The sequence below is a fragment of the Caenispirillum bisanense genome (assembly GCF_900230255.1).
Taxonomy (GTDB): Bacteria; Pseudomonadota; Alphaproteobacteria; order Rhodospirillales; family Rhodospirillaceae; genus Caenispirillum; species Caenispirillum bisanense_A.
In genome coordinates this window covers 295,323-312,911 of the sequence record NZ_OCNJ01000003.1, presented here as the reverse complement: position 1 = coordinate 312,911, position 17,589 = coordinate 295,323, and the positions used below count along the sequence as shown (strand labels likewise).

The following is a 17,589-nucleotide window of genomic DNA, read 5'->3' as shown; positions in this document are numbered from 1 at the left end:
CGTCGCGAATGCGCCGCGCTGTTGCCGGTGAACCGGGTTCTGTGCGAGAGTCGCGGTCATTGGATCGGCGGCGCCGGACGGTACCGCAGGGGGTGCCCCGGAACCCGGCCGCCGATGCCAGCGAGGGTTCGGTTCTCCAGTCGTTGTCGAGGATATGGTGACATCACGCATCGCCGTGCTGCGGGCTGCCGTCGTGGCCCTTTCGGTGCTGTCCGCGGGCACCCTGCCCGCGTCCGCGCAGGCCGATGAACTGTCGGCCGCGGACGAGGCCGTCTATGCCCGCGCCTACGCCGCCGCCGATCGCGGTGCGTGGGACGAGGCGCTGGCCGCCGCCAAGGCCGCCAAGAACCCGGTGCTCGCCAAGGCGCTGACGTGGCGCCGCATGCTGGAGCCGCGCTCGGGCCTGTCGTTCGCCGAGATCACCCGCTTCGCCTCCGACAACCCCGACTGGCCGCAGCGCACCGCCCTGCTGCGCCGGGCCGAGGAAGCCATCGGCCTGCGCGAGGACGCGACCCAGGTCTACGCCTGGTTCCAGGACAAGGAACCGGTCAGCGCCGACGGCTGGCTGGCGCTCGCCCAGGCCCTCGACCAGCTCGGCCGCAAGGACGAGCTGCAGAAGGCCGTGCGCAAGGCCTGGCGCGACGTCTCCTTCGGCAGCGCCCAGGAAAAGACCTTCGTCGCCCGCTTCGGTGGCCATCTGACCGACGCCGACCACCTCGCCCGCCTCGACCGCCTGCTGTGGGACCGCGACACCGACGCCGCCCGCCGCATGCTGCGGGTGGTGGATGCCGACCGCCGCGCCCTGGCGCAGGCGCGCATCGCCCTCATCGAGGACGCCGGCGGCGTCGACACCGCCGTCGACCGCGTGCCGCCGTCGCTGGTCGACGACCCCGGCCTCGTCTACGAGCGCCTGCGCTGGCGCCGCTCCAAGGGCCTGTACGAGAGCGCCGAGGAGCTGCTGCGCCACAAGAACGCCGACAAGGGCCGCGCCGACCTGTGGTGGCGCGAGCGCGCCATCCTGTCGCGCGAGGCGCTCGACCTCGGCGATGCTCGCCGCGCCTATGCCCTCATCGACGGGCACGAGGCGCAGGCCGGCGCCGCGCTCGCCGACGGCGAGTGGATGTCGGGCTGGATCGCCCTGCGCTTCCTCAAGCAGCCGCAGAAGGCCCTGCCCCATTTCGAGAAGCTTTACGCCAACGTCACCACCCCCATCAGCCTGTCGCGCGGCGCCTATTGGGCCGGCCGGGCGGAGGAAGCGGCCGGCAACGCCGACAAGGCGGAAAGCTGGTACATGAAGGCGGCCGAGCACGGCACGACCTACTACGGCCAACTCGCGGCCTCCAAGCTCGGCGGCAAGTGGGACGGCCGCCTGCCCAAGGACCCGCTGCCGACCCCGGAAGACATCGCGACCTTCGAAAAGAAGGAAATCGTCCGCGCCGCCATGGCCCTGTCGGAAATCGGCCGCCCCGACGACGCCGCCAGCTTCCTGCACCAGCTCCAGGCCGAGGGCCGCACGCCGGGCCAGAAGCTGCTGGCGACTCGCCTCGCCCATTCCATCGGCCAGCGCCACACGGCCGTCGCCATGGCCCGCCGCGCCGCGCTCGACGGCGTGACGCTGGTGGAGAGCGGCTATCCGGTCGACCAGTTCAAGACCGCCGAAGGCATCGAGAAGGCGCTGGTGCTCGCCATCATCCGGCAGGAGAGCAACTTCAACACCGACGCCATGAGCCGCGTCGGCGCCCGCGGCCTCATGCAGCTCATGCCGGCGACGGCCAGAAGCGAGGCGCGGCGCCTGGCGCTCGATTTCTCCGAGGCGCGGCTGACCCGCGACCCGGCCTTCAACGTGACGCTCGGGTCCAACTACCTGCAGTCGCTGATCGGCGACTTCCGGGGCTCCTACGTCCTCGCCATCGCCGCCTACAACGCCGGCCCCGGCCGCTCGCGCCAGTGGGTGGAGCGCTTCGGCGACCCGCGCAGTCCCGGCGTCGACCCCATCGACTGGGTGGAGCAGATCCCCTTCGCCGAGACGCGCAACTATGTGCAGCGCGTGCTGGAGGGCGTGCAGGTCTACCGCCAGCGCCTGGGCGTCGGCGACGTCGCCTTCAACATCGAGAAGGATCTGGTGCGCTGAGCCGTGCCCCACGTTGATGGACGGGGCCGGGCGGTGCTACACAGTCCGCCCGGCTTCCGCCATCAGTGACGAGGTTCGCCCGTGCCCCCGGCTCCCCCGCTTCTCACCCTCAAGGACATTCGCCTGTCGCTCGGCGACAAGGCGCTCTTCACGGGCGTCGAGGTGGCGGTCGGGCGCGGCGAGCGGATCTCGCTGGTCGGCCGCAACGGCTCGGGCAAGTCGACGCTGTTGAAGATCGCCGCCGGCGTGGTGCAGGCCGACGGCGGCGAGGTCTGGGTGCAGCCCGGCATCACCGTCGCGTACCTGCCGCAGGACCCGGACGTGTCCGGCTTCGCCACCGTGCACGACTACGTCGCCGCCGGCCTGACCGCCGCCCACGCCGACGACCTGCACAAGGTCGACATCCTGCTCGACGCCGTCGCCCTCGCCCCCGAGCGCGACCCGACCACGCTGTCGGGCGGCGAGGCCCGTCGGGCCGCCATCGCCCGCCTGTTCGTCACCGGCGCCGACATCATGCTGCTGGACGAGCCGACCAACCACCTCGACCTGCCGACCATCCAGTGGCTGGAAGAGGAACTGCTGAAGTTCCGCGGCGGCCTCGTGCTCATCAGCCACGACCGCGCCTTCCTCAACCGCCTCACCAACACCACCTTCTGGCTCGACCGCGGCGTCGTGCGGCGCAACGACTCCGGCTTCGCCGATTTCGACCGCTGGTCGGAAGAGGTCATGGCCCGCGAGGCGGCGGAACTGGAAAAGCTCGACAAGCTCATCGCCGAGGAAGCGGTGTGGGCGCACCGCACCCTGCCCGCCCGCCGCCGCCGCAACATGGGCCGCCTCAACCGGCTGGAGTCCATGCGTCAGGAACGCGCCCAGAGCCTCGCCCGCACCGGCTCCGTCACCATGGAGGCCGAAAGCGGCCAGGCCTCGGGCAAGCTGGTGATCGAGGCGGAGGGCGTCGCCAAGGCCTACGGCGAGCGCACCATCCTGCGCGACTTCCGCATCCGGGTGCTGCGCGGCGACAAGATCGGCATCGTCGGCCCCAACGGCGCCGGCAAGTCGACCCTGCTGAAGCTGCTCACCGGCCAGATCGAGCCCGATGACGGCCGCATCCGCCTCGGCACCAACCTGAGCATGGTCTACCTGGACCAGCAGCGCAGCAGCCTCGACACCGAAAAGAGCATCTGGGACACGCTGGCGGATTCCGGCGGCGACCACATCAACGTGCGCGGCACGCCGCGCCACGTGGTCGGCTACATGAAGGACTTCCTGTTCGACGCCACGCAGGCCCGCAGCCCCGTCTCCAGCCTGTCGGGCGGCGAGCGCAACCGCCTGCTGCTCGCCAAGACCCTGGCGCGGCCGAGCAACTTCCTGGTGCTCGACGAGCCGACCAACGACCTCGACATGGACACGCTCGACCTGTTGCAGGAAGTGCTGTCCGACTACGACGGCACGCTGCTCATCGTCAGCCACGACCGCGACTTCCTCGACCGCGTGGTGACCTCCACCATCCTGGTGCCGGGCGACGGCACGGCGGTGGAATACGCCGGCGGCTACACCGACATGATGGCGCAGCGCGGCGGCGCCGCCCCGGTGGCCGAGGACAAGGCCGCGGCCAAGGCCGACAAGCCCGCGGCGGCCAAGGCGCCGGCGGCCGACAAGCCCAAGCCGCGCACCGCCAAGCTGACGTACAAGCAGCAGCGCGACCTGGAGATCCTGCCCAGGCAGATCGAGGAGTTGACGGTCAAGGTGGAGCAGCTGAACAAGACGCTCACCGTCGGCGACCTCTACCAGCGCGACCCCGCCGCCTTCCAGAAGACCGCCGAAGCCCTCGACGCCGCCCGCGCCGAGCTGGAACAGGCGGAGGAACGCTGGCTGGAGCTGGAGATGCTGCGCGAGGAACTGGAAGGCTGAGACGCAGAACCCCCGGCGCCCTCACGGGCGCCGGGGGCTCCGGCAGGAAGGATGGTCGGTCGGCGTCAGACGCTGTGGCTCTTGGTGCAGGCGGCGAGCGCCGGGTTGGCGGCCACGAAGGTCGCCACGGCGACCGCGAGCGCGAACGCGCCGACATAGAGGCTGGTCAGGCGATGCTTCATCGTCGTCGTCTCCCTGTTCCGGCTCCGGCGCGGCGCGCGCCCGGAGCACAGGACGAAACAAACCACCGGCGAAGCCCGGAAACCGGCGGGGCGGCAGGCTGCCGCGTCCCTTAGAGTCGGCGCATGCAGGCCCCGCGTCAAGGCGCCCGAACGGAACGAACGGTGCCTCCCGCCGGCCGGACGCGAAAAGCCGTTGCCCCTCAGCGCTTTCGCAGGATGTGAAAAACGTACGAATAGCTGTTGGCTGAGGCGGCGAAGACGTCGATCTCGCGCATCTGCTCGGCGACGACGGCCATGAGCTGCGGATCGTGCTCGGCGACCGGCATCAGCTCCTTGCAGCGCTGGCGCAGCGGCGTGTAGTAGTCCGGCCACCACTCGGTCTGCGGCATCACCCAGCGATCCACCGCCTGGTAGCCGAGCCGCAGCGCCGTCTGCTCGTTGGCCTCGGGCGTCGTCATGGCCGGGTAGGCGGAGGCCCAGAACTCCTGCACCTCCTTGGGCGGCGCGTCGGTCAGCCACGCCAGTTCCGACACCACCAGCACGCCGCCCGGCTTCAACACCCGCCGCCACGCCGCCAGCGCATCGCCGAAGCCGATGGCGTAGGCCGAGCCCTCCGCCCAGATCAGGTCGACGCTTTCCGGCGGGTCGGACAGCTGCCGCATGTCCTCGCGCCGTGTGCGGATCCGGTCGGCGAGACCGCGCCGCCCCGCCGCCGCCTCCAAGGCCCGCAGATAGGGGCCGTGCAGGTCGACGGCGGTGATCGGCGTGCGCAGCGTCTCCGCCACCACCAGCGTCTGTCCGCCCGGCCCGCACCCGAGGTCGAGCACCACCGGCCGCTCCGGCAGGGGCGGCAGGGGGCGCAGCGCCTCCCGCGTGGTGGCGTCGGTGCCGGGGCCTTCGCGGCGCAGGCCGCTGTGGACCAGGAAGAACGGGTCGTCGCCGATGGCCATGGTATGCTCGCTCCTGCTGCAGCCGCGCCGGTCGCGTCAGCCGCCCGCCTTCTTGGGCTTGGCCTCGCCGCCGGAATAGCGGGGGCGGCCGTCCTCCATCTCGGTCAGCGGGCGGACCTCCACCATGGAACGAGCCGACCGCAAGGTGAGGTTCTGGTAATCGCGCGTGCCGGCTTCCTTCCAGGCGATTTCCTGTTCCGTCAGCTCGCGCAGGATCTTGGCGGGGATGCCGGCGGCGAGGCTGCGGGCCGGGACCTCCTGCCCCGCCTTCACGAAGGCGCAGGCGGCGACCATGGCGCGCTCGCCGACCACGGCGCCGTCCATCACCACGCTGTTCATGCCGACCAGGGCGCCGCGGCCGACGCGGCAGCCGTGCAGCACCGCGCCGTGGCCGACATGGCCGTCGACCTCGATCACCGTGTCGGTGCCGGGGAAGCCGTGCATGGTGCAGTTGTCCTGGATGTTGGCGCCTTCCTCCAGCACCAGCCGGCCGAAGTCGCCGCGCAGCGAGGCGCCGGGGCCGACGTAGCAGTTGGGACCGACGATGACGTCGCCGATGAGCACCGCCGTCGGATGGACGTAGGCGCTGGGGTGGACCACGGGAACGATCCCGTCGATGGCATAGAACGGCACGGCAGACGCCTCCAGTTGCTCTTGTTTGTCGTTGTGGGACAAGAGCCTACGGAGGCGCCGGCGGCTGCGCAAGGGCTCAGGCGGTTGACCACGCGACGATCGGCACCGCCGCCTCGCACGGCGGCGGCGATGGCAGGGCGTGCGCGCCCTGGGCCTCGCGCAGATCGTGCGGGCGGACGTCGTAGCCGAGTCCCTGAAGGAAGGCGACCAGCTCGGTCACCGTGCGGCAGACGGCGCCGGCCTGCAGCGCAGCGCGGTAGATGGCGTCGTTGCCGTGCATGTCGCGCGCAAAGCGCTCCAGTTCCCGAACACTCATGGCAGAAACCCCGACCACGAAGGTTGGACGACGGCCGGCCCCCACCGGCGCAATTTCCACACAACGGCTGATGGTATAATGCTCCGCGCCGGCGTTCCACCGCCCGCCCATGACGAATTTGAACGGCGGTTGACGTCGCGGGGGACCGCGGGTGGCGTCCCCTGCCCCCTTCGCGCATACCCATCGCCGCCCGCGTCCGCTACACTGGCGAGGGTTCCACGCGAAGGGAGGCGGTCGCATGGAGGGTACCGGCAGCGTCTGCATCATCGGCAGCGGCCCCACCGGGCTCTATGCCGCCGACGAGATCCGGCGCCTCGCGCCCGGCGTGACGGTGGACGTGGTCGACCGTCTGCCGACGCCCTACGGCCTGGTGCGCGGCGGCGTCGCCCCCGACCACCAGAAGACCAAGAGCGTCGTTCGGCAATTCGAGCCCCTGTTCACCGCCCACGGCGTGCGCTTCATCGGCAACGTCAGCGTCGGCGAGGACGTGGAACTGGCCGAGCTGCGCCGCCTCTACGACGCCGTCGTCATCGCCGTGGGCGCCGCCGGCGACCGCAAGCTGGGGGTGCCGGGCGAGGATCTGCCGGGCGTCTACGGCTCGGCGGGCTTCGTCGGCTGGTACAACGGCCACCCCGACTACGCCCACATGAGGCCGCGCATCCCCGGTCCGCGCGTGGCCGTGGTGGGCAACGGCAACGTGGCGCTGGACGTCGCCCGCATCCTCGCCCTGACGCCGGGCGAGATGGCGGCGACGGACCTCGCCCGCCCGGCCGCCGAGGCCATCGCCGCGACGCCGCTCACCGACATCTACCTGCTCGGCCGGCGCGGCCCTTTGGAGGCCCAGTTCACCTCCGCCGAACTGCGGGAGATGGGGGAGCTGGCCGCCGCTCATCCCGTCGTGCACCCGGGCGACCTGCCCGACGCGGTGCCCGACGACATCGACCCGCGCGACGCGCGCCGGCTGAAGCGCAACCTCGAGATCCTGCGCGGCTTCGCCGACCTGCCGCCGCCCCCGCCGGGCGAGGATCGCGTGCGCATCCACTTCCTGTTCCGCCACGCCCCGCGCGCCATCCTCGGCAATGCCCGCGACGGCGTCACCGCCCTGCTGGTGGAGCGCACCCAGGTGGCCGGCGGGACCGTCCGCGCCACCGGCGCCACCACCAGCCTCGCCGTCGGCACGGTGGTGACTTGCATCGGTTACCGCGCCACCCCCTTCCGCGGCCTGCCGCTCGACGAGGAGCGCGGCGTCATCGCCAATGCGGAGGGCGTGGTGGAGCCGGGCCTCTATGTCGCCGGCTGGGCGCGCCACGGGCCGCGCGGCGTCATCACCGCCAACCGCGCCAGCGCCCGCGACGCCGCCGCCATGGCGGTGGAGCATCTGGCGGCCCACGGGGAGAACCGGCCGGGCGGACCGGCCCTGGAGGCCCTGCTCGCCAGCCGCGGCTATCGGACCGTCGCCTTCGCCGACTGGCAGCGCATCGACGAAGCCGAACGCGCCGCCGCGGCGCAAGGGCGCCCGCGAGAGAAGTTCATCCGGGTGGCGGACATGCTGGCGGTGATCGAGGCGGCCGACGCGACCACCTCGTGCGCCGCCGGGGGCGCGGCGGCGGCGGCGGAGGCTCCGCCGGCGTGAACCAATAAGACCGGAAACGTGTATCAGCCGGTGGGCGGCAGCTTCACCAGCGAGCACCAGAAGTCCTCGATGCCGCGCACCACGTCGATGAAGCGGTCGAAGTCCACCGGCTTCACGATGTAGCAATTGGCGTGCAGCTCGTAGGAGCGCGAGATGTCGGTCTCGGCCTGGCTGGTGGTCAGCACGATGACGGGGATGCGGCGCAGGTGGGGATCTTCCTTGATCTCCGCCAGCACCTCGCGGCCGTCCTTGCGCGGCAGGTTGAGGTCGAGCAGCACGAGATCCGGGCGCGGCACCTCGCCATAGGGCGTTTCCCGCCGCAGGAAGGACATGGCCTCGATGCCGTCCTGCACCACATGAAGCTGAGTCGGGATGTTGCCCTCCTTGAAGGCTTCCGCGGCGAGGCGGGCATCGCCCGGGTTGTCCTCGACCAGCAGAATTTCCATCGTCCCGACCACGTTGCCGTTCAACGCCATGCCCCTCGTTGCTCCGATCCACGGTCCTTGTTGTATTGTTGCAGGCGCCGCACACGCCCGGGTGATCTTACTGTCCCATAGATTTCATCGCGCAACCAGGGGTCATGTGGCGACCGCCTTGCGCGGCTCCGGCCGCTGCCCTTCGTAGAACCGAAAGCGGTTCTTGCCGGCCCGCTTCGCCGCATACATGGCCTGGTCGGCGGCACGCAGCAGGTCTTCGGCGCTGGTGGCGTCGGCCGGGTAGACCGAGATACCGACCGACGCCGACACCGTCGCCTCCCCGACGGAGAGGGCATAGGGCTGGGCGACGGCGGCGACGATCTTCTCCGCCACCCGGGCGGCATCCTGCGTCTCGCGCACTTCGGTCAGCACCACGGTGAACTCGTCGCCGCCCAGGCGCGCCACTTCGTCGGACACGCGCACCGAGCCGCGCAGGCGGCGCGCCACTTCCTTCAGCATCTCGTCGCCGACCGCGTGGTCCCAGCGGTCGTTCACGTCCTTGAAGCCGTCCAGGTCGATGAACAGCACGGCGCAGGAGCGCTCCAGCGATCCCGCCCGCTCGATGCTGTCGTCGAGGACGTGCATGAACAGCTGGCGGTTGGCGAGGCCCGTCAGCGGGTCGCGCGTCGCCTGGCGCAGCAGCTCCGTCTCCGCCTTCTTGCGGTGGGTGATGTCCGACATGATGGCGACGTAGCCGGTGATGCCGCCCTGTTCGTCGGCGACCGCGTTGATGCGCAGCCATTCCGGATAGACTTCGCCGTTCTTGCGGCGATTCCAGATCTCGCCTTCCCAGGCGCCGTTCGCGTCGAGCGACTGCCACAGGTCGTCGTAGAACTCCGGGTCGTGCACGCCGGAAGCCAGCACCATGGGCTTCTGGCCGATGACGGCGTCCGGCTCGTAGCCGGTGACACGGGTGAAGGCCGGGTTGACGCGGATCACGCGCCAACCGGCATCCATGACCATGATCCCGGTGTCGGTGCAGTTGAAGGCCGCTTCCGCCAGCAGCAGTTGCTTGCGCGTGCGGTGGCGTTCGATGGCGTAGAGGATGGAGCGCTTCAGCAGCATGCCGTCGGCGCGCCCCTTCACCAGGTAGTCCTGGGCGCCGGACTGCAGGGCGGCGAGGGCCACTTCCTCGTTGTCGAGGCCCGACAAGATGACGATGGGGATGTCGGGGCCCGAGCGGCGCAGGCCGTTGACCGTATCCAGACCGTGACTGTCGGGGAGCGACAGGTCGAGCAGCACCGCGGCGAACTCTTCCTGCTTCACCAGTTCGCAGGCGTCGGCCAGCCGTTCCACGTGCGTCAGGTGGAATTCGGCTCCGGCCTCCTCGGCCAGCAGAACCTGGATCAACCGGGCGTCACCCGGGTTGTCCTCGACCAGAAGGATGTTCATCCCCATAGGCGCCACGGCCCTTCCCCACGCTCACGGCGCCCGTCCGAACCACCCGGGCCCCTGCCCTGGGCGATCGGCCGCCACGCCGAAAATCCCGCACCGTCAGCAGACTATCCGCAGTCTCGCCCCTCCGCAAACGGAAGTGGCGCGACCGGCTGCCCCACGATGCGATTATACCACCGTTCCGGAATGAAATCTCTGCGGGATCATTCGGCCGCGACGGCGACGGAGGGATAGGCCTCCGCCAGAGCCTGCAGGGTGCGGCCCAGCCGGCCCTTGAGTTCGGCCGCCAGGGCCTGGGCCGACTGCACGTCGCCGGCCCGCGCCGCCGCCTCCACCTGCTCCACCAGCCGGGCGAGCCACAGGAACCCGAAGTTGACGGACGTCGACTTGAGGTCGTGGGCAGCCCGCAGGACCTCGGGCGCCAGGATGTCGATGTGGCCTTGCGTCAGCAACTCCACCTGTCCGCGCGCCTGGGTCACGTATTCCCGCAGGATTTCGGACAGGTACTCGGACCCGAGCTGGCTCTGCAGGGACTCCAGGGCCCGCGGCTCCAGCACCGGGGGCGAGTCGCCCGCCGTCGGCACGGCGCCCGTCGCCGCCGCCGGGGCGACTGAACGCGCCTGGCCGCCACCAACGACGATGTCGCACAGGGTCTGGTCCAGCAGGTCCGGGTCCATGGGCTTGGCCAGATAGGCGGTCATGCCGGCGGCGCGGCACCGCTCCTCCTCGCCGCTGAGGGCGCTGGCGGTCAGGGCCACCACCGGCACGCGGCCGCGGGCGTCGGCCAGGGCGCGGATGCGCCGCGTCGCCTCGTAGCCGTCCATGCCCGGCATGTTGACGTCCATCAGGATCGCATCGAAGCCGCCACGCCCCGCCTGGGCGACGGCCTCGTACCCGTCGCAGGCGATGGTGACGCGGTGGCCGCGGCGCTCCAGGAAGGCGCTGGCGACCTTGCGGTTCACCGGGTTGTCCTCGGCCAGCAGCACGTGCAGGGCCCCCACCCGTGGCGGCTCGGGCGCGACGGTGCCGGCGGGCACGGTCGCGGCCACGGCATCCGCCGGCTTCAGCGGCAGCTCGAACCAGAAGGTGCTGCCCTGCCCCTCCACGCTGATGACGCCGATGCGCCCGCCCATGAGGTCCACCAGCCGCTGACAGATGGCAAGGCCGAGGCCGGTGCCGCCGTACCGCCGCGAGATGGAGCTGTCGGCCTGGCTGAAGGCGCTGAACAGGCGTTCGCAGGCGTCGGGCGGAATGCCGATGCCGGTGTCGCTCACCTCGAACCGGATTCCGACGGTTCCCGCCGCCAGGGCCGGCAGGCCGTAGGTGCGGCCGACACGCACGGCGACTTCGCCGCGCTCGGTGAACTTGATGGCGTTGCTCAGCAGGTTGAGCAGCACCTGCCGCAGGCGGTTGGCGTCGCCCACCAGAATCGCCGGAACGTCCTCCGCCGTGTCGAGGGTGAGGACGATGCCCCTCTCCCGCGCCCGGCCGTCGAGCAACTGCACGACGCTGCGGCTGAGGCGGCCGATGTCGAAGCCGCCCTCGTCCAGCAGCATGCGCCCCGCCTCCAGCTTGGAGAGGTCGAGCACGTCGTTGAGGATGGTCATCAGCGCTTCACCGGAATAGCGGATGGTTTCCGCCCAGTCGCGCTGTTCCTCCGACAGGGGGCTTTCCAGCAGCAGCCGCACCATGCCGAGGATGCCGTTCATGGGAGTGCGGATCTCGTGGCTCATCACCGCCACGAATTCCGACTTGGCACGCGCCGCCGCCTCCGCGTGTTCCTTGGCGAGGCGCAGGGCCTCCTCGGCCTGCTTGCGGCTGGAGATGTCGTAGAGCCAGATGAGCAGCGCGTAATCGTTCTCGTACTGGATCGGCTGCATGGACAGCAGCGACCAGAAGACGCTGCCGTCGGCGTGCTTGAGCTGCACCTCGCGGTCGCGTACGTCGACGCCGCGCGTCACCTCGCGCACCAGGGCGTCGCGGTCGGTGATGTCGGCGTAAAGCTCCTGCGCCCGATAGCCGATCAGTTGCTCCGGCTGCAGGCCGGTCATTTCCGCCATGCGGGAGTTGCCGAACAGCAGCCGGCCGTCCAGCCGCGACATGGCGACGCCGACGGGGCTGGTCTCGAGGATGGTGCGCAGGCGCTTCTCGCTCTCGCGCAGTTCGCCCTCGACGCGCTTGCGCTCGCGGGCATAGGCGATGGCGCGCTCCAGCAATTCGCCGCGCACCTGCCCCTTGATGAGGTAGTCCTGCGCCCCCGCCTGCACCGCCTGCAGGCCGATGTGGGGATCGTCGAGGCCGGTCAGCACCACCACCGGCAGGTCGCTCGCCGCCTCCATGAAGCGGCGCACGGTTTCCATGCCGCGGCTGTCGGGCAGGCCCATGTCGAGCAGCGCCACGTCGAACGGGCGCTCGGCCACCAGGGCGAGGCCCTCGGCCAGGGTCTCGGCGCCGGAAACCTCGTAGACCCCGGGCGCCGCGTCTTCCAGCTCGAACTGGACCAGCGCGGCATCGGCCGGGTTGTCGTCGATGACCAGGACCTTGCAGGCGTTCAACGGGAGTCACCTCACGCGCGGCCCACCCCTTCGGCAGGGGCGCAGGCCGGAATATCCCGCCAGTCTATACCACTTTGCCAACCGCACAAAGCCGCACGGCCATATGATCCTTTCGTATCAGAGCCGCTTGACCTCGATGTTGTGCTTCTTGAGGGCATAGCCGATCTGGCGCGGCGTCAGGCCCAGAAGGCGGGCCGCCTTGGCCTGCACCCAGCCGGCCTTCTCCATGGCCGCCACCAGGCGTTCGCGCGGCGTCAGGCCGCCGCTGCCTTCGTAGTCGTCGTCGAGGATGGACAGGTCTTCCTCGTCGTCCTCGTGGCGCCCCGGGTCGGCCGCCACGGCGCGGGCCGGCATCGACACGGGAACCGACGGCGCCGGCATGGCCGCACCACCGCCGCCGCCCCCGCCGACGGCATAGCGCTCACGCCGCGGTTCCGGCGGGGCGGCACCCAGCCCGCCGACCGGACGGTCGTCCGGCGTGCGGTGACGCCACAGCACCGACGACAGGCAGAGGTCGCGCTGGCACGGCAGGTCGATGTGGTGGATGACCTCGCCGCGGGTCATGGTGGCGACACGGTTCACGCAGTTCTCCAGCTCGCGCACGTTGCCGGGGAAGTAGCAGGACTGGAAGACCTGCATGGCGTCGGCGGCGATGTCGATGGAGCGGTCGTTCTCCTGGTTGAAGCGCGTCAGGAAGTGGCGCACCAGGTTCGGAATGTCGTCCTTGCGGTCGCGCAGGGGCGGCAGGAAGACCGGCACCACGTTGATGCGATAATAGAGGTCGGCGCGGAAATCGCCTTTTGCCACAGCCTCTTCCAGGTTCTTGTTGGTGGCGCACACGAGCCGCACGTCGACCCGGATGGTCTTGTTGCCGCCGACCCGCTCGAACTCGCCTTCCTGCAGCACGCGCAACAGCTTGGCCTGGAAGGAGGCGGAAATCTCGCCGATCTCGTCGAGGAACAGGGTGCCGCCGCTCGCCTGTTCGAAGCGCCCCTTGCGTTCCTGGGTGGCGCCGGTGAAGGCGCCCTTCTCGTGGCCGAACAGTTCGGATTCCAGCAGCGTCTCGGGCAGGGCGGCGCAGTTCACCTTGATGAACGGCTTGTCGCTGCGCGGGCTGAGGTAGTGGACGGCGCGGGCGATGAGTTCCTTGCCGGTGCCGCTCTCGCCGCGCAGAAGGACGGTGGAGCGGGTCGGCGCGACCTGCTGGATCTCGGCGAAGACGCGGCGCATGGCGGCGCTGTCGCCGATGATGTTGCCGATCGCCAGTTCTTCCTGCGCGGCATCCACCTCTTCGCGCAAGCGCTTCTCCAGCTTGACCTTTTCCGCCATCAGCAGCTCGCGGTCGCTGGCGACGGTGTCGTGCAGGCGCATCGTCTGGCCGACCAGGTTGGCGACCATGGTGAGGAAGCGGACGTCGGATTCGAACTTGAAGCGGACTTCGGTCTCCCACTCCCGCTCGATGGAGAGCATGCCGCGCGACTCGCCGTTGATCTTGATGGGCACAGCGATCACCGAGACCGCGTCGCCGGCTTCGGCGTCGGCGTGGGGGAGGTATTCCTCGAAGGCCGAGTCGGTGACGGCGTTGCCCACCACCATGGGCACGCCCGACCCGATGACCCGGTCGATCACCTGCGGCGGAAACAGGCACAGCCCGTTCTTCAGGCTCTGGCGCGACAGGCCGGAGGCGGCGACGACCCGCGCCGGACCGCCCTTCTCCTGGCGCAGCGCTATGATTCCGCGGCGCATCTGCAGGTAGGAGCTGAGCAGGTTCAGCACGTCGTGCAGCGTCTTCTCGAGGTCGAGCGAAGACCCCAGGATCTTGCTGATTTCATAAATACTGATCAGGGATAGCGCGTCACCGCCGGTGGCGTCGTGCTTCATCCGTCCACCCTCCACACGGGCGAGGGCCCAGGACCCGCCGTTCGGACAGTATAGGGGAGATGTGTGCATTGCAGCAACCGGACACTTGATGCGTATTTCCTAAGCCCTTCGTATTTACGGCGAATAACGCGCCGCAGGACTTCAACCGCAAATGAAAGCCCGACCACCGAGGAAGGACTTGAAGTCGTCATGCGGTGAAATACAGGATCGCTGTTGCACCGCCGAAAGACAGCGCCCCGAACGTCTGCCGACCGCCAAGACGAAAGGCGTATCTCCTACCTCCTCGGATGTCTATGCCTTGCCTTATCGGCATATCCCGCGCACCATCATACCCGCATCGGGCGAACGGCCGGGGGCGATGCAGGGCGGGACGACGGGGGAAGGAGAGGTCATGAGCCAAGACGCGGAGATCGAGCGCCTGCGCGCCCAGAGATCGCGGTTCATCGCCTTCGCCTTCGCCGGCAACGACGTCCTGCTCGAACTCGACTCCGACGGTTGCGTGTCGTACTGCGCCGGCACGGTGGAGGCCATGTTCGGCCGCGCCCCAAAGGACCTGAAGGGCACACCGGTGCACGACCTGGTGTCCGACCGCGACATGCTGATGCTCGACGAGCTGATGGTGCGCCTGCGCCGCACCGCCCGTCTCGATCGCATTCCGCTGCACTTCCAGGGGCCGGAGGGCGACCAGCGGCTGAGCCTGTCGGCCATCCTGCTGCCGGAAACGCCGGACGTGACCTACCTCACCCTCACCCACCTGCGCGGCCCGGCGGCCCTGGCCCCCGCGCCGCTGGTGAAGACCCCGGTGGCGGTCGACAGCTTCGCGGCCAAGGTGAAGGACAAGATTCGCAGCGGCGAGGTCGACGACCCCCAGCTCACCCTGCTCGACCTCACGCCCGACAAGCTGGCCGAGGCCCTGCCGGCCGAGCGGGCGGAGCAGTTCATGGATTCGGTCATGGACTACCTGCGGGCGTGGTCGGTGGGCGGCGACGGCGTCGGGCGGCTGGACAACGGGTCCCTCGGCGTGCTGCACGACGGGTCGCTGAACCAGGACGACATCTCGAAGAAGGTCAACGACATGCTGACCGTCTTCGACCCCGGCGCCAAGCCCATCGACATCAAGGCGGCGACGGTGGAGGTGGACGGTCGCGATCTGTCCGACGAGGACCTGTCCAAGGCCCTTGTCTACACCATGAACAACTTCGTGCGCGGCGAGGCCATCGGCACCGACTTCGGCTCCATCACCGCCGGCTACAAGGCGGCCATGGAGGAGACGCTGGGCAAGGTCGCCACCTTCCGCCGCGCCGTCGGCCAGAACCTGACACTGGTGTTCCAGCCCATCGTCGACCTGTCGACGTGGCAGGTGCACCACTACGAGGCCCTCGCCCGCCTGGACAGCGGCGACCGCCTGATCGCGCCGGCCCGCCTGATCGGTTTCGCCGAGGAATTCGGCGTGGTCGAGGAAATGGACATGGCGGTGATGAAGAAGGCGCTCGGCATTCTCACCGACAACCGCGGCATCCGCTCGGGCGCCAAGATCGCCATCAACCTGTCCGGTCGCTCCGTCGTCAACGATCGCTTCTGCGCCGAGCTTCTCCTCCTGCTGCAGAAGTCGGAGCACCTGTTGCCGCGCATGCTGTTCGAGGTGACGGAAAGCCACGAGATGACCGACCTCGCCCGCGCCAACCAGATCCTGCGCCGGCTGCGCCACATGGGCTGCGCCGTCTGCATCGACGACTTCGGCGCCGGCGCCGCCGCCTTCCCTTACCTGAAGGCGCTGGAAGTGGACTACGTGAAGATCGACGGCAGCTACATCCGCGATGCCTTCCACACCCGCCACGGCCGCCCGTTCCTGCGGGCCATCGCCGGCCTCGCCCGCGACCTCGGCATGCAGTGCATCGGCGAAATGGTCGAGGACTCGGACACCATGTGGCTGCTGCGCGAGCTGGGCATCGGCTACGGCCAGGGCTGGTTCTTCGGCAAGCCGGCAGCGGACGTCTCCCGCTTCACCCTGACCGGCCAGCCCGGGCGCTCCAGCCAGCGCGTCGTGACGGCCAGCTGACCGGCAACCGCGCCGCCGGGTGGGGAGTTGTGGAACCGAGCCCCCGCCGCCGGAGACACCTCGTGCGTTCCCACCTTCTTCTGCCGCTTCTGCTGGTGCTGCTGGTCGCCGCCCTGCCCGCCTGGGCAGCCGATCTGCAGACCCTGCGCGAGACGGCATTGTCCGCCGTCACCGCCTCCCGCCAGGCCCATGACCTGCCGCCGCTGGAGACGGACCCGACTCTGGCCGCCGCCGCCCAGGCCCATGCCGAGGACATGCTGGCGCGCACCTACTACAGCCACGTCACACCGGGCGGCAAGACGGTGCTCGACCGCTACCTCGCCGCCGGCGGCAGCCGGGCGAAGCGGGTTGCCGAGAACATCGCCCGCTGCACCGGCTGCGCGCCACCCATCGAACCCTCGCGGGTCGAGGGCCTGCAGGAGGGCTGGATGGGCAGCGAGGGGCACCGCAAGAACATCCTCGATCCGGGCCTCACCCACTTCGGCTTCGGCCTCGCCGCCAGCGCGGAGGGCGGGCTCTACGCGGTGCAGAACTTCGCCGGCCCGGGCACCAGCGGCGGCGCCGCCATCGCCGCGGAGGAGCGCCTGGACGCCGCCGTCGCCGCCGTCAACGCGCTGCGCCGGAAACGCGACGTGACGCCCCTCGCCGCCGCCCCGGCCGTGAGCGAGCGGCTGCGCGACGCCCTCCCCGACACCGACCTCGCCGCCTTCGACCTGCAGTCCGCCCTGAACGACCCGCGCGCCCTGCTGCCGACGGGCGACGCCGGCCGCGCCACGCGGCTGTCCATCCTGGCCGGCCAGTGCGGCGGCTGCCGGGGTGGAGGTGACGGCGGAGGACGTGGAGCGCTTCGTCGACCAGTGGATGGGCAACGCCGCCTACGCGGAGATGCTGACGTCGCCGCGCTTCGACCGCCTCGCCTTCGCGCTCGCCGCCGACGGCACCGGCCGCAAGGTGGCGGTCGCGGTGCTGCTCGGCGGCGGCTGAATCGGTTCGACCGGTTACGTGATCTTCTTCAGAAGGCGCAGCAGCGTCTGCTGCTCGGCGCGGTCGAGCGGGGCCAGCGTCATGCGCGAGATTTCCCGCGCCAGCGGCAGCACCCGCTCGATGGTGCGGCGGCCCTCGGCGGTCAGGTCGATGAGGTGCAGGCGCTTGTCCTGCGGATCGGGGCTCTTGTCGACGAGGCCGCGGTCCTTCAGGCGCGACACCACGCCCTTGATGGTCGCCACGTCCATGGCCGTCTGCCGGCCGAGGGAGTTCTGCGAGCTGGGTCCGCCCTCGTGCAGCTTGGCGAGGGCGGCGAACTGCTGGGCCGTCAGGTCTTCGCCGATGTGGGTGGCGAAGATGTTCAGGTGGCGCTGCTGCGCCTTGCGCAGCAGGAAGCCGATCTGTCCGTCCAGCACGTAGCCGCGTGGCCGCTCGTGGTTCATGGTCGTCTCCCCCGCTCCAGGCTCGCCGTGATACCTACCT

General features: G+C 70.2%; 13 protein-coding genes and 1 pseudogene. 6 read left to right on the top strand and 8 right to left on the bottom strand.

Going from position 1 to position 17,589, the window contains the following annotated elements:
* Window positions 1–154: 154 nt before the first annotated feature.
* Together CRP50_RS08630 and CRP50_RS08625 are read left to right on the top strand one after the other, a co-directional pair.
* Window positions 155–2,131 carry a lytic transglycosylase domain-containing protein gene (locus CRP50_RS08630; protein ID WP_097278629.1) on the top strand — a complete coding sequence of 659 codons (1,977 nt, stop codon included), beginning with the start codon at window positions 155–157 and terminating at the stop codon, window positions 2,129–2,131.
* An 81-nt stretch (window positions 2,132–2,212) separates the two neighbouring features.
* Window positions 2,213–4,042: an ABC-F family ATP-binding cassette domain-containing protein gene (locus CRP50_RS08625; RefSeq protein WP_097278628.1), complete on the top strand. Its 1,830-nt coding sequence runs from the start codon at window positions 2,213–2,215 to the stop codon at window positions 4,040–4,042.
* A gap of 382 nt (window positions 4,043–4,424) precedes the next feature.
* Here CRP50_RS08625 and CRP50_RS08620 read toward each other — a convergent pair whose 3' ends face one another.
* From CRP50_RS08620 to CRP50_RS08610, 3 genes are all read right to left on the bottom strand, one after another.
* A complete protein-coding gene (locus tag CRP50_RS08620) occupies window positions 4,425–5,174 on the bottom strand; it encodes an SAM-dependent methyltransferase (RefSeq protein WP_097278626.1) in 750 nt (249 codons plus the stop codon).
* Between the two features lie 36 nt (window positions 5,175–5,210).
* Complete coding sequence (paaY, locus tag CRP50_RS08615) at window positions 5,211–5,807, bottom strand: phenylacetic acid degradation protein PaaY (RefSeq protein WP_097278625.1); 597 nt, start codon at window positions 5,805–5,807, stop codon at window positions 5,211–5,213.
* 76 nt (window positions 5,808–5,883) lie between these two features.
* Window positions 5,884–6,123, bottom strand: coding sequence for a hypothetical protein (locus CRP50_RS08610; RefSeq protein ID WP_141415093.1), 240 nt, complete (start codon window positions 6,121–6,123; stop codon window positions 5,884–5,886).
* A 238-nt stretch (window positions 6,124–6,361) separates the two neighbouring features.
* Here CRP50_RS08610 and CRP50_RS08605 point away from each other — a divergent pair, with 238 nt between their 5' ends.
* Complete coding sequence (locus CRP50_RS08605) at window positions 6,362–7,756, top strand: FAD-dependent oxidoreductase (protein ID WP_097278622.1); 1,395 nt, start codon at window positions 6,362–6,364, stop codon at window positions 7,754–7,756.
* Window positions 7,757–7,779: 23 nt separating this feature from the next.
* Here the strand turns inward: CRP50_RS08605 and CRP50_RS08600 are convergent, their stop codons facing one another.
* The 4 genes from CRP50_RS08600 to nifA form a co-directional block, all read right to left on the bottom strand.
* The gene (locus CRP50_RS08600; RefSeq protein WP_097278963.1) at window positions 7,780–8,202 is read right to left on the bottom strand and encodes a response regulator; all 423 of its coding nucleotides are present in this window, start codon (window positions 8,200–8,202) and stop codon (window positions 7,780–7,782) included.
* A 132-nt stretch (window positions 8,203–8,334) separates the two neighbouring features.
* Complete coding sequence (locus CRP50_RS08595) at window positions 8,335–9,630, bottom strand: diguanylate cyclase domain-containing protein (protein ID WP_097278621.1); 1,296 nt, start codon at window positions 9,628–9,630, stop codon at window positions 8,335–8,337.
* Between the two features lie 200 nt (window positions 9,631–9,830).
* Window positions 9,831–12,182 (bottom strand): response regulator, encoded by a 2,352-nt coding sequence (locus CRP50_RS08590; RefSeq protein ID WP_097278620.1) that lies wholly within the window; start codon window positions 12,180–12,182, stop codon window positions 9,831–9,833.
* A gap of 117 nt (window positions 12,183–12,299) precedes the next feature.
* A complete protein-coding gene (gene nifA / locus CRP50_RS08585) occupies window positions 12,300–14,063 on the bottom strand; it encodes a nif-specific transcriptional activator NifA (RefSeq protein ID WP_097278619.1) in 1,764 nt (587 codons plus the stop codon).
* Window positions 14,064–14,454: 391 nt separating this feature from the next.
* On the opposite strand from nifA, the gene CRP50_RS08580 reads away from it, so the two are divergent.
* From CRP50_RS08580 to CRP50_RS25530, 3 genes and pseudogenes are all read left to right on the top strand, one after another.
* Window positions 14,455–16,122, top strand: a complete 1,668-nt coding sequence (locus tag CRP50_RS08580; RefSeq protein ID WP_176525089.1) for an EAL domain-containing protein — start codon at window positions 14,455–14,457, stop codon at window positions 16,120–16,122.
* Window positions 16,123–16,151: 29 nt separating this feature from the next.
* Window positions 16,152–16,598 (top strand): annotated as a pseudogene (locus tag CRP50_RS26480) (CAP domain-containing protein); the annotation flags it as partial.
* 361 nt (window positions 16,599–16,959) lie between these two features.
* Window positions 16,960–17,106 carry a hypothetical protein gene (locus CRP50_RS25530; protein WP_176525087.1) on the top strand — a complete coding sequence of 49 codons (147 nt, stop codon included), beginning with the start codon at window positions 16,960–16,962 and terminating at the stop codon, window positions 17,104–17,106.
* Between the two features lie 14 nt (window positions 17,107–17,120).
* Here the strand turns inward: CRP50_RS25530 and CRP50_RS08570 are convergent, their stop codons facing one another.
* Window positions 17,121–17,549, bottom strand: coding sequence for a MarR family winged helix-turn-helix transcriptional regulator (locus CRP50_RS08570; protein WP_097278616.1), 429 nt, complete (start codon window positions 17,547–17,549; stop codon window positions 17,121–17,123).
* Between the last annotated feature and the right edge of the window lie 40 nt (window positions 17,550–17,589).

What these genes read in the sequence shown, in the direction of transcription:
- CRP50_RS08630 (WP_097278629.1), top strand. Translation starts at nt 155, where the DNA reads ATGGTGACATCACGCATCGCCGTGCTGCGGGCTGCCGTCGTGGCCCTT.
- CRP50_RS08620 (WP_097278626.1), bottom strand. Translation starts at nt 5,174, where the DNA reads ATGGCCATCGGCGACGACCCGTTCTTCCTGGTCCACAGCGGCCTGCGC.
- CRP50_RS08610 (WP_141415093.1), bottom strand. Translation starts at nt 6,123, where the DNA reads ATGAGTGTTCGGGAACTGGAGCGCTTTGCGCGCGACATGCACGGCAAC.
- CRP50_RS08605 (WP_097278622.1), top strand. Translation starts at nt 6,362, where the DNA reads ATGGAGGGTACCGGCAGCGTCTGCATCATCGGCAGCGGCCCCACCGGG.
- CRP50_RS08600 (WP_097278963.1), bottom strand. Translation starts at nt 8,202, where the DNA reads ATGGAAATTCTGCTGGTCGAGGACAACCCGGGCGATGCCCGCCTCGCC.
- CRP50_RS08595 (WP_097278621.1), bottom strand. Translation starts at nt 9,630, where the DNA reads ATGGGGATGAACATCCTTCTGGTCGAGGACAACCCGGGTGACGCCCGG.
- nifA (WP_097278619.1), bottom strand. Translation starts at nt 14,063, where the DNA reads ATGAAGCACGACGCCACCGGCGGTGACGCGCTATCCCTGATCAGTATT.
- CRP50_RS08580 (WP_176525089.1), top strand. Translation starts at nt 14,455, where the DNA reads ATGAGCCAAGACGCGGAGATCGAGCGCCTGCGCGCCCAGAGATCGCGG.
- CRP50_RS08570 (WP_097278616.1), bottom strand. Translation starts at nt 17,549, where the DNA reads ATGAACCACGAGCGGCCACGCGGCTACGTGCTGGACGGACAGATCGGC.